This is a genomic window from Streptomyces sp. NPDC047072 (assembly GCF_040643855.1).
Taxonomy (GTDB): domain Bacteria; phylum Actinomycetota; class Actinomycetes; order Streptomycetales; family Streptomycetaceae; genus Streptomyces.
Map to the genome: position 1 here is coordinate 106,473 of NZ_JBEYVC010000012.1, position 11,842 is coordinate 118,314.

The following is an 11,842-nucleotide window of genomic DNA, read 5'->3' on the forward strand; positions in this document are numbered from 1 at the left end:
GAGGCGTCTTGTATAAGAAGACGTGTGTCCTGTCTTATCGACTGAGACGTTCCAGACCACTCGGCTGCCAGACGACCGCACCTCTGAAAGTACCTGGTCACATCGTGGAATTTACTCTCGTCGCTGCTGTCGGCGTCATCAGCATCGTGGCCGTGGCCGCCTTCTCCCAGAAGCTGGGGGTGGCGGCACCGCTGAGTCTGGTCGTGGTGGGGATCGGCCTGAGCTACGTGCCTGGCGTACCGCATCCTGAGCTGGATCCGGAGTGGGTTCTGGCCGGGGTGCTGCCCCCCCTGCTGTATTCCGGCGCCGTCAACATGCCGATCGTCGACTTCCGCCGCAACCTCAAACCGATCACCGGTCTGGCCGTGGTGCTCGTGGCGGCCAGCACGCTGGGGTCCGGCTGGCTCTTTCACACTCTTCTGCCCGACATCAGCTGGCCCGCCGCTTTCGCCCTGGGCGCCGTCGTCAGTCCCACGGACGCTGTCGCCGCCACATCGGTCGGGCGGCGCCTGGGCCTGCCGCACCGGCTGCTGACGGTGCTCGAGGGGGAGGGACTGGTCAATGACGCCTCCGCGCTGGTGCTCCTGCGCTCCGCGTTGGCCGCCGTCGCCGGAACGGTGTCGTTGTGGGGCATCGCCGGCGAATTCGTGTACGCGGTGGCTGTAGCAGTGGTGGTGGGGCTGGTCGTGGGGCAGGTCAATGTGCGGGTGCGCGGTCGCCTGAGTGACCCAGTCCTCAACACGGCCGTCTCCTTCGTCATCCCCTTCGTCGCCTTCGTGCCGGCCGAGGAGTTCCATGCCTCGGGCGTGCTGGCCGTCGTTGTGGCGGGGTTGGTCACCGGACACCAGGCACCACGGTTCCTGCGGGCACAGGACCGGCTGACCGAAGCCACCAATTGGCGCACTATGGCCTTCTTGCTGGAGAACGCCGTGTTCCTGCTCATGGGTCTGGGCCTCAAGACCTTGGTCGATGAGGTTCAGCGCGAACATCTAGACGTGGGACGGGCCGTGGTCGTCGGACTGGCGGCCTCCGCACTGGTCATCGCCGTACGGATGGTGTTCACGGCCCCGTTGATCGCCGCACTGCACGGCGACACGCGCCGCGCGGCCCGGGTCAAGCCCCGTCTGGCTCACATCCAGGCCCGGCTGGACGGAGGCCACACGGGGCCCGAAGTCGATGACCGCGCCGGGACGTCCCGGCGCCGGGGTTCGGGGCCACGCCTGGACACCGAGCAGAAGAAGCAGCGGTTCGCGCTCCGGATCACCAGGATCGCGGCGGACGTGGAGTTCCATCTGAACCAGGCGCTGGACTGGCGCGGCGGTGTGGTGCTGGCCTGGGCCGGCATGCGCGGTGTGATCACCGTGGCCGCGGCCCAGACGCTTCCCGAGGACACTCCCGACCGGCCCCTGCTGATCCTGATCGCCTTCGTGGTGGCCGCCACCACGCTGCTGCTGCAGGGACTGTCGCTGCCGGTGGTCATCCGGAAGGTGAAAATCCCCGCCGATGACCCGCAACAGTTGCGCGACGACGTCGAGCAACTCCTGGGCGAACTCGCCCTCGCAGCCCGGGACGTGCTCGACGATCGGCTTCTGCACCGGGCCGACGGGAAGGACTACGACCCGCAGATCCTCGAGCAGGTCCGTGCCGACTCCCGCATCCCCTCCAACGCCGCGCAGATCCCAAGAGCACCCCACGAGGAGGCGGATCTGCAGGAGCAGTACCTCGAGTTGCGGCTGAGGGTGCTGGCCGCCGAGAGCCAACGGCTGCTGGCAGTGCGTGAAAAGGGGACGTACAGCTCCTCGGCGCTGAGCCGGGCCCAGCACGGCCTCGACATCGAATCCTCCCGCCTGCAGCAGCTCGCCACCGCCGACACGCCTGACTGACATCGCGTCCCGGGCTCAGTCGGGTTGTACGAGTCGGGTCTCGTACGCCAAGACCACCGCCTGGACGCGGTCTCGCAGGTCCAGCTTGAACAGGATGCGGCTGACGTGTGTCTTGACCGCCGCCTCGGCCAGGCGGAGAGTCTCGGCGATCTCTGCGTTGGACAAGCTGCGGCCCACCTGGGTGAGGACCTCGCGCTCGCGCACAGTGATGCGCTCCAGCCGCTCGTCCTCGCGCACACCGACGTCGGACTTGATGGGGAGCTGGTGGGCGAAGTTCTCCAGCAGGAGCCGGGTGATGCGGGGCGCGACGACCGCGTCGCCGACGGCCACGCTGCGGATCGCGGTCAGGAGTTCCGCGGGCATCGCGTTCTTCAGCAGGAAGCCGGAGGCTCCCGCGAACCGGGCTGTGCTCGAAGCGACAGACCGTGGAGCGACGTTCCGGGGACCTTTTCTGCATCCGCGGGCTGAGTGGCGTACATCCGTCGGTGTAGGTCCCGACGGCCCCGCCCGCGGGGTGCGGGCCGCCTACAAGTCGGGCCAGCCCAGGCGCAGGTGGACGAAGGCGGCCTCCAGGGAGGCCCGGGGGTCGTCGTCCGCACCGATGAGGTCGGGCAGTTCGAGAACGTAGCGGGCCAGTGAGCGCACCCCCGGATCTCGCGGATCACGTCCGCTCTCGTCGGCGACGGCCTGAACCAGGGCGTCCTGGCAGCCGATCCACAGCGTGCGGGCGTACGCGCGCAACGCCGGGGTGTTGATGATCAGGTCTGCCTTCGTGCGCTGCTCGGCATTCATGCCCTCGATGAAGGGGCCACGTCGGGCGAGGTAGCCATGCACCGCGTCGAGGATGGAGGTGCCCTCGGGGCGCTCTCGCACTGCCGCCTCCAGGTCCGCTCGCCGAGCGCTGCCGTCGTCGAAGATGAGCGCGTCCTTCCCGGCGGGGAAGTGCGCGAAAACCGTCGCGACGGCAGTGTCGGCCTCGGCAGCCACCTCGGCGATCGTGACCTTGTCATAGCCGCGTTCGGCGAAGAGCCTCAACGCCGCATCCGACAGAGCCTGGCGCGTCGCCGCCTTCTTTCGTTCACGTCGTCCTAGTTCCTGCGTCACCATGGCCACCATGCTACCGGTTACAGAATGACTCTGATTTCGATCCAGTTGCATTCTCAGAATGATTCTGGTTTCTTGAGGCTGGGACCTTCCCACCTGACATACGCCCTCGGGGATCTCGTGATCTTCCGCCCATGAAGCGTGTGACTCAGATCCGCCCTGGTAGGAGCGCCATGACCACCACACAACAGACTCGGAGCAGTGCGTCCGCGGCTGGGTCGATCTCCAGGCTGGCCTGCTGGCTGATCCTGGGGCTCGTGCTGCTGGCCGATGCCCTGGACCTGATCGACTCGACGGTCACGAACATCGCCGCGCCGACGATCGTGGGCGACATCGGGGGCGGTGAGGGTCTGATCAAATGGCTCGGCTCGTCCTACGCCCTCGCCATGGGCATCCTGCTCGTCATCGGCGGACGGCTCGGTGACAGATACGGGCAACGCCGCATGTTCCTCACCGGCATGGCCGGCTTCACCGTGGCCTCGGCGGTCGCGGGGCTGTCTCCGGACCCGGCGGTGCTGATCGTTGCGCGCGTCGTACAGGGCCTCTTCGGCGCGATGCTCATCCCGCAGGGCATGGCCATCATGACCAAGACCTTCCCGCGCGACCTGCTGAAGAAGGCGTTCAACATCTTCGGTCCGCTGCTCGGCGTGGCCACCGTGGGCGGTCCGCTCCTGGCCGGCTTCATCATCGACGCGGACATCGCCGGGCTCGGATGGCGGCCCATCTTCCTGGTCAACATCGTGCTCGGCGTCGTCGGCGTGGCGGTCGCCCTCAAGCTCCTTCCCCGTGACGGCGCCGACCCGTCCGCCACGGTCGACGGCGTCGGTGCGGGACTGCTGGCCGTGACCATGTTCGGGTTGATGTTCGGTCTGATCGAGGGCTCCACCTACGGCTGGGAAGCCGTGCCGATCGCCTCTCTGCTCATGGGAGTGATCTTCCTGGTGCTGTTCGGCCGCAGGCAGGCCACTGCGGACGCGCCGTTGATCAAGCCGAGCCTGCTGAAGAACAAGGGATTCAGCTCCGGCATGATCGTCGGTCTGCTGTTCTTCGCTGTCACCGCTGGCATCACCTATGTGTTCTCCCTGTTCATACAGGGGGCGCTGGGGGAGACGCCGGGCCACACCGCAGTGGGCCTCCTGCCGCTGACGTTCGGCATCATCGCCGGCTCCGGCCTGTGCATCGCCCTCGGCGGCAAGCTCGGCCGCAAGCTGATCGCCGTCGGCATGGTCGTCACCATGCTCGGCGCGGGCCTGCTGCTTGCCCTGCTCTCCGCAAAGGGCATAGACGTGACCCTGTGGCAGCTCGCCCTTCCCGTCTTCGTCACCGGCGTGGGTATGGGCTGCTGCTACGGCCTCATCATCGACATCGCCCTCGGTGATATCGACCCCGCCGAAGCGGGCAGTGCCTCAGGCACTCTGACCTCCGTGCAACAGCTGGCCAGCGGCATCGGCTCGGCCGTCGTGACCACCGTCTACCTGCATGCGGGCGCACCCGTCCATGCGATCAAGGTCGCTCTGATCGTGGTCCTCGCGGTCACTGCCTTCTGCCTCCCGGCGGTGAAGCTGCTGCCGCGCAACACGGCCACGGAGAGCGCGGGAGAAGCGGGCGGTCAGTGACCGGAGGCGGTCGCGCCGGTCGTTGCCCTTGCTCGTAGAAGGCAGGTTGACGGGATCCGCATTCTCGGCCCGGTCTCAGGCCGCTCGGAGGTCCGAGCCGGTGTTCACCTGAGCCGGGCCGCACGGCTCAGCTCGAGCCGTCGCTCCAACCGTGTGCGAGCAGGTCGAAAATCTCCGCCAGAGCCTGTTGGGGATTCTCGCGTCCCTGGACCAGATTGCCGCTCTCCATGACGAAGCGGGCCAGCGCGGCGGCGCGGACGTCACCTGCGGGAGCGCCGATGGCTTCGCTAATGGCGGTGGCCAGCGCCGTCTCGTGCCGCCGCCACATCCGGTGCAGGTACTCCTGCAGGGATGGTGTCTCGTCCACCAGCTTGAAGAGCGCGGTGAACTCCGTGGTGTCATCGCGGAACGCGATGCGGGTGCGCATGAGATGGCCCTGGAGCGCGTCGAGGATCGACTGGCCGGGCGCCCGGTCGTGAACGGCGGCGATCAAGGCCGCTTCCCGGCCCTCGTCCTCGTCGAAGATGAGCGCCTCTTTGGTCGGGAAGTGCTTGAACAGCGTGGTCACAGCCACGTCCGCCTCCTCGGCCACCTCTCTGACGCCCACGTTGTCGAAGCCGCGCTCGGTGAAAAGTCGCACCGCAGCCTCTGACAGCGCCTTGCGGGTCTGGGCCTTCTTGCGCTCCCGACGCCCCAGCGTTTCGGTCACGCCCCTCGTCTCGGCCATGTCTGTCGTCTCGGTCATGCCTGCCACTGTAAACCCGTAAGGCGATCGGATAAATAAGGCTAGCGGTTGTACTTTTACATCTGGTTGTGTTTCCCTGGACGGCACAGGAGCGGGCGTTGTTGCGACCGCTCCCACCACGCCTCCTCCTCCGCGAAAGGCATGATCAGCCATGTCGACGGCTCCAACTGCGCCCTCGTCGGCCGAACCGTCCGCAAGTCCCAACCGCATCCGCTTCACGATGCTCGGCGTCATGCTGGCGATGCTGCTGGCGATGCTCGACAACGCCATCGTCGGCACCTCCATGACGACGATCGTCGGCGACCTCGGCGGCCTGTCCCACATCTCCTGGGTCGTCACCGCCTACGCCCTGGCCACCGCCGCATCCACCCCCGTGTGGGGAAAGCTCGGCGACCTCTTCGGCCGCAAACACCTCTTCCTCGCCTCGATCGGCGTCTTCCTGCTCGGCTCGGTGCTGTCCGGGGCCTCGCAGTCAATGACCCAGTTGATCGGCTTCCGGGCGATCCAGGGCCTGGGCGCCGGCGGCATCTCGGCCCTCGCGATCACGCTCATCGGTGCTCTGGTGTCGCCGCGTGAGCGGGGCCGCTACCAGGGCATGACGGCCGCGGTCATGGCCATCGGCACCATCGGGGGCCCCCTGGTCGGCGGCTTCGTGGCCGACCACATCGGCTGGCGCTGGGCTTTCTACATCAACATTCCGCTCGGACTGCTGGCCCTGGTCTGGTGCACGGTCATGCTGAAGTTGCCCGCCATCCGCAGCAAGGCCCGTATCGACTGGCTGGGCATTGTTCTGATGACCACCACGATTACCGCGATTGTGCTGGCTGCCACGTGGGCGGGCACCCAGTACGCCTGGGGCTCGTGGCAGATCCTGTCGCTGTTCGCCCTCACGGCAGTGGCTCTGGCCGGCTTCATCGCCTCGCAGAAGCGGGCCTCCGAGCCCCTGCTCCCGCTGCGCGTGTTCAGCGAACGCAACTTCGTTCTGAGCGTTGTCATGATCTTCGCGGCCGGTGTCGTCATGTTCGGCGCCACGCTCTACCTGCCGCTGTTCCAGCAGAGCGTGCAGGGTGCCTCGGCCACCAACTCCGGCTTGCTGCTGATGCCGATGATGATCCCCGTCGCCCTGGTCTCGAACATCGCCGGCAAGTACATGTCCCGCACCGGCAAGTACAAGATCTTCCCCATTCTGGGCGGCGCCCTCCTCACCGTCGGCACCGGCCTGCTCGCCACCATGGACACCGACACCTCGCGCCTCGTCGCCGGGATCTACATGGCGCTGGTCGGCATCGGCCTGGGCTTCATGCTGCAGATGACCACGACCATCGCGCAGAACAGCGTAGAGATGCGGGACATGGGTGCGGCATCCGCGGGCGTCATGCTGTTCCGTACCGTGGGCGGTTCCCTGGGTACCGCCGTCTTCGGCTCCCTGTTCACCCATGCCACGGCCAGCCACGTGCCCGTCTCCACCAGCTCCGGGGAATCCACGCAGATCAGCGCCTCCGCCCTGGCCAAGTTGCCTGCCCAGGTCAAGGACGCCTACCTCGACGCTGTCGCCACCGGTACCCAGCACATCTTCCTGCTCGCCGCGTGCCTGTGCGCCGCCGCCTTCGTGGCTGCGCTCTTCGTCAAGGAGATCCCGCTCCGTGGCAAGCCCGTGGCTCCGAAGCCGGTCGCCGAACAGGCCTCGGCTCCTCGGTCCGCCTGATCCCGAACCCTGCGTCACCTGAACGGAGTAGCGCCATGCACCCCACCACCCCCCGCATCGCCATTGTCGGGGGTGGCCTCGGTGGCCTCACGCTCGCCCGCGTGCTGCAGGTCAACGGAATCGAGGCCACCCTTTACGAGGCCGACATAAACCGCCACATCCGCCTTGGTCAGGGCGGAACACTCGACATGCATGCGGAGTCCGGACAGCACGCGCTGCATGAGGCGGGCCTGGATGCCGAATTTCGTGCAGCAGCCCGCCCCGAGGGCCAGGACATGAAGCTGTTCGACAAGCACGGCACGCTGTTGAGTGAACAGGCCACCGATGAAGACGACATGGACCGGCCCGAGATCGACCGCGGTGTCCTACGCGACATCCTGTTGGATTCGGTCAACCCCGACTCGATCCAGTGGGGCAAGTACCTCAAGGACGCCTCTCCCCTCACAGGCGGACAGCATGCACTGCACTTTGCCGACGGGACCGCCACCACTTGTGATCTGCTGGTCGGAGCAGACGGAGCCTGGTCCCACGTCCGCCCGCTGGTGACTGCCGCCGAGCCTGATCACAGTGGCGTCAACTTCGTCGAGCTCAGCATCACGGACGTGGACCGCACCCACCCAGCCATCGCCGAACTCGTCGGCCGCGGCAGTCTCTACGCGCTGGGCGACAACAAGGGCATCATGACGCAGCGCAACGGCGATGGTCGGATACGAACCTACGTCGCCTTTCGTGCGCGCGAGGACTGGCTGACCATGTACGGGATCCCTTTCGATCGCCCGGACGTGGCGCGCACCGTGATCTTGGGGTACTTCAGCGACTGGGCGCCAGAGCTGACCGACCTCATCCGCTACTGCGACGACACGATGCTGCCCCGCCCGATCATGCAGCTTCCCGTCGGGCTGACCTGGGCGAGCAAGCCGGGTGTCACCCTGATCGGCGACGCAGCCCACCTGATGTCGCCCTTCGCCGGCGCCGGCGCCAACCTCGCGATGCGGGACGCTGTCGAGCTTGCCCAGGCCGTCACTGAGAACCCCGGCAACCTGCCGGCGGCGATCGAAACGTACGAGAAGGCGCTGCACGCGTACGTGCTGCCGGTGGCCGAGATCGCTTCCCACCATCTTGACCTCATGATTTCCCCCGATGGCGACAAGCAAATGCTGGCTCTGCTCAAGCAGTTCGATGCCATGGCCGCTCAGGGGAGCGGCGGCGACCGGTAAACCGTCGCTTCCGATCCTGGCCCTTGATGGCCCACGCGGGGTCAGGTCCGCGGATGACTGCGGCCCGTGTAATTACCGAACTCGTGATCGAAAGGTACTCAGGCGAACATGGCATCCCTTGAGGCGGAGACAGACGGACGTGGTACCGGATATGCGGTGACCACAGCCGCATTCGCCTTTCTCGTACTGCGGCTGTTCGCCGTATCCGACTACAACTGGCACACCGCTTTCGCGGTTCTCCACACCCTCGATCTGAAGGACAGCATCGGCCTTGTGCTGGGCACCGTGATGGCTGACTCGCTCGCCTCCGTGGTGTTCCTCACGCTCCTCGTGCCAGTCGCCGTCCTCAGGCTGGTGATGGAATGGCGGGTGGCGGGCAAGTCCCGGGAAAGGGCGCTCGCCGAGGGGCAGCAGCCCGAGAGGCCGGACCTGGCAGGCGCGCTGCTGTTGCTGATCGCGGTTGTAGCCGTCATCGCCTATATCGCGACGTTCCACAGCTGGTGGCTGTTGTGGCTCATGTTCGGAGTCGGCGGGCTGATCTTCGGGATCGTGTTCAGCGTCCAGGCCGGCGGAGGGTTGAAACGAGTGGCCCTCTGGACGACTCGGCATCTTGTCGCACTGGTGGGCGGGGCGATGCTGCTCGGTGCGGCGACGATCAGCACCCCCTGGGCCCCGATGGAGCGAATCGAGTTGCGGGACGGGAGGAAGCTGCAGGGCTATGTCATGCAGGCCGAACCCGGCTTCCTCAAGGTGCTCACCGAGCACGAGCGCAAGCTCCTCATCCTGACGGATCAAGACGTCAGGTCGAGGGAGGAGATCACGGGGCACTGAAGGCGCGCTGGTTGCCCGCCCTGCAGCCTCCTCGTATGGCGACGCTCGCGCTGACTTGCCTGCATATCTGCGGCCGCCCTCCGGCGGACATGTCCGAGACCGCCCTCCACCTGTGTCTTTCTCATGGGCCATCTCTGGGGTGAAGGAAGCAACGTGGCGTGGCGCACAACCGCAACAACACCATTGGCGCATCAGTTACACTTTTAGAGCGAAGACACTAGACGATCAGTTACGCCTAAGGGTGACGAGGAGGCGCCGCCTCTGGCGCAGCCGGGACCAGCCCGCGGCTCAGGGCAGCCCCGAGAACTGTCCGCAAGGGCGCATGACGACGAAAAACCCTTCGTTGCGACACATCGAAGCCAACTGCCATTCCTGTTGCCGATCACGATTGGAAGTACCTCTCCCGTGGCTACCTTCCTTTACCGACTAGGGCGTTTCTCCTTCCGGAAACGCCGACTCGTCGCCCTGCTCTGGGTGGCCATCCTCGCCGCTTGCGCCTTCGCGGCGGCCAAGGCTCCGGCAGCGCCGGACGACGACCTCGTCCTGCCGGGAACGGAGTCACAGAAGGCCTTCGACCTGCTTGACCAGCGCTTCCCCGGCTCCAGCTCCGACGGAGCCGAAGCACGCATCGTGTTCGTCGCCCCTGACGGACAGAAGATCACCGCGAGCGCCAACAAGGCGGCTGTCGAGAAGATCGTCAACGAAGTCGCGGACGGCAGCCAGGTCAAGAGCGCCATCGACCCCTTCACGACGCCCGACGCGGTGAGCAAGGACGGCACGACCGCCTACGCCACCGTCACCTACAAGGAGAAGAGTGCCGACCTCACGGACGGCACCAAGAACACCCTGGAGGACACACTCCAGGACGGGAAGGCTGCCGGGCTCACCGTCAACATCGGCGGCTCCGCACTTGAGCCCGAGCCCGAGCTGGGCGGTGTAACGGAGATCATCGGGCTCGTCATCGCCGCGGTCGTGCTCGTCATCACCTTCGGCTCGCTGGCGGCTGCTGGTCTTCCGCTGCTCACCGCGATCGTCGGAATCGCTATCGGCGTCGCCTCCGTCATCGCCATCGGTATGTCCTCGACGACCACGACCCTCGCGTTGATGCTGGGCCTTGCCGTCGGCATCGACTACGCCCTGTTCATCGTTTCCCGCTATCGCTCCGAACGCGCCCTGGGCCACAGTGCCGAGGACTCGGTGGGGAGGGCCGTCGGCACTGCGGGATCAGCCGTCGCCTTCGCCGGCCTGACTGTGATCATCGCGCTCGCGGGCCTGTCCGTCGTCGGTATTCCCGTGCTCACAAAGATGGGCCTCGCCGCCGCCGGTACTGTTCTCGTCGCCATCGTTCTCGCCCTCACCTTGCTGCCTGCGCTCCTCGGCTTCGCTCAGAACGCGGTCCTGCCGCGCAAGCAGCGCAAGGGTGTGGAACTCAGCGAGAAGGACCGCGGCGAAAAGAACGGGAAGCCCAATATGGGCACCCGCTGGGCGTCCTTCGTCACCCGCCGCCCCCTCGCCGTACTGCTGTTCAGTGTGCTCGGCCTCGGGGTGATCTCCATCCCGACGTTCTCCATTGAACTCGGCATGCCGGGCGACGAGTCGCAGCCCACCTCCACCACCCAGCGCCGCGCCTACGACGCCCTGGCCGACGGCTTCGGTCCCGGCTTCAACGGACCGCTGACCGTTGTAATTGACGCCAAGGGCGTCGACGACCCGAAGGCTGCGGCCCAGCAGGCGGCAGCAGACCTCGCGAAGACCGACGGCGTGGTCTCCGTCTCGCCGGCCATGTTCAACAAGAGCGGTGACACCGCACTCCTCAGCGTCGTGCCCACCACCGCGCCGACCTCCACCGAGACCAAGGACCTCATCCACACCATTCGTGGCGAGGCACCCGCTCTCGAGTCCAAGACCGGCGCGAAGATGCTCGTCACCAGCACGACCGCCGTCAACATCGACATGTCGGAGAAGCTCAGCGATGCCTTGCTGCCCTACCTGGCGGTCATCGTCGGGCTCGCCATCTTGCTCCTGATGGTCGTCTTCCGCTCCGTGCTCGTGCCGCTCAAGGCGGCCCTCGGCTTCCTGTTCTCGGTGGGCGGCGCCTTCGGCGCGCTCGTCGCAGTCTTCCAGTGGGGATGGCTGGCGGATCTGATCGGGGTGGATCAGACAGGACCCATCGTGAGCATGATGCCGATCTTCCTGATCGGTGTGGTGTTCGGCCTCGCCATGGACTATGAGGTGTTCCTCGTGACCCGGATCCGCGAGGCATACGTCCATGGGGAGCGCCCCCACCAGGCCATCGTGACCGGGTTCCGGCACAGCGCACGCGTAGTCACCGCGGCCGCGATCATCATGATCGCCGTGTTCGCCGGCTTCATCGGAATGAGCGAATCGTTCATCAAGATGATCGGTCTCGGACTCGCCACAGCCGTCTTCCTCGACGCGTTCGTGGTCCGTATGACCCTCGTCCCCGCGGTCCTTGCCCTCCTCGGCGATAGGGCGTGGAAGCTGCCCAAGTGGCTCAACCGCATCCTGCCTGACGTGGACATCGAGGGAGAGAAACTGACTCGCACTCTGGAGGCCGTCCCCGACGCGGGCGCGTCCGAAGCCGAACACGCGCGCGTGTGAGATGAGGAAGGGCGGGTGAGGTGTCCGCACGGGAGGTCCGCCGCGACCCCGCCGAGCTGGACCAGAACGCCCGCTCCCAGCGGCTCAAGCAGCGCATCCGGATCGAGCAGCACGCGCCC

General features: G+C 66.5%; 8 protein-coding genes and 1 pseudogene. 6 read left to right on the forward strand and 3 right to left on the reverse strand.

Annotated features, from left to right (window positions below):
- The first annotated feature begins 8 nt into the window (after nt 1–8).
- Nucleotides 9–1,883, forward strand: a complete 1,875-nt coding sequence (locus ABZ896_RS08235; RefSeq protein ID WP_360923797.1) for a cation:proton antiporter — start codon at nt 9–11, stop codon at nt 1,881–1,883.
- 15 nt (nt 1,884–1,898) lie between these two features.
- On the opposite strand, the pseudogene ABZ896_RS08240 reads toward ABZ896_RS08235, so the two are convergent.
- Both ABZ896_RS08240 and ABZ896_RS08245 read right to left on the reverse strand, forming a co-directional pair.
- Nucleotides 1,899–2,279, reverse strand: a pseudogene (locus ABZ896_RS08240) (response regulator transcription factor); the annotation flags it as partial.
- A gap of 129 nt (nt 2,280–2,408) precedes the next feature.
- Nucleotides 2,409–2,999, reverse strand: a complete 591-nt coding sequence (locus ABZ896_RS08245; RefSeq protein WP_360923800.1) for a TetR family transcriptional regulator — start codon at nt 2,997–2,999, stop codon at nt 2,409–2,411.
- Between the two features lie 161 nt (nt 3,000–3,160).
- Here ABZ896_RS08245 and ABZ896_RS08250 point away from each other — a divergent pair, with 161 nt between their 5' ends.
- On the forward strand, nt 3,161–4,603 hold the full coding sequence (locus ABZ896_RS08250) for an MFS transporter (protein ID WP_360923803.1): 1,443 nt from the start codon (nt 3,161–3,163) through the stop codon (nt 4,601–4,603).
- A gap of 127 nt (nt 4,604–4,730) precedes the next feature.
- Here ABZ896_RS08250 and ABZ896_RS08255 read toward each other — a convergent pair whose 3' ends face one another.
- The gene (locus ABZ896_RS08255) at nt 4,731–5,348 is read right to left on the reverse strand and encodes a helix-turn-helix domain-containing protein (RefSeq protein ID WP_360923806.1); all 618 of its coding nucleotides are present in this window, start codon (nt 5,346–5,348) and stop codon (nt 4,731–4,733) included.
- Nucleotides 5,349–5,499: 151 nt separating this feature from the next.
- Here ABZ896_RS08255 and ABZ896_RS08260 point away from each other — a divergent pair, with 151 nt between their 5' ends.
- The 4 genes from ABZ896_RS08260 to ABZ896_RS08275 all read left to right on the forward strand — a co-directional run bounded on the left by ABZ896_RS08260 (nt 5,500) and on the right by ABZ896_RS08275 (nt 11,723).
- Entirely contained in the window at nt 5,500–7,053 is a 1,554-nt protein-coding gene (locus ABZ896_RS08260) for an MDR family MFS transporter (protein ID WP_360923809.1), read from the forward strand.
- Between the two features lie 35 nt (nt 7,054–7,088).
- The gene (locus tag ABZ896_RS08265; protein ID WP_360923812.1) at nt 7,089–8,270 is read left to right on the forward strand and encodes an NAD(P)/FAD-dependent oxidoreductase; all 1,182 of its coding nucleotides are present in this window, start codon (nt 7,089–7,091) and stop codon (nt 8,268–8,270) included.
- 108 nt (nt 8,271–8,378) lie between these two features.
- On the forward strand, nt 8,379–9,101 hold the full coding sequence (locus ABZ896_RS08270) for a hypothetical protein (RefSeq protein WP_360923815.1): 723 nt from the start codon (nt 8,379–8,381) through the stop codon (nt 9,099–9,101).
- Nucleotides 9,102–9,506: 405 nt separating this feature from the next.
- Nucleotides 9,507–11,723: an MMPL family transporter gene (locus ABZ896_RS08275; protein WP_360923818.1), complete on the forward strand. Its 2,217-nt coding sequence runs from the start codon at nt 9,507–9,509 to the stop codon at nt 11,721–11,723.
- The last annotated feature ends 119 nt before the right edge of the window (nt 11,724–11,842 follow it).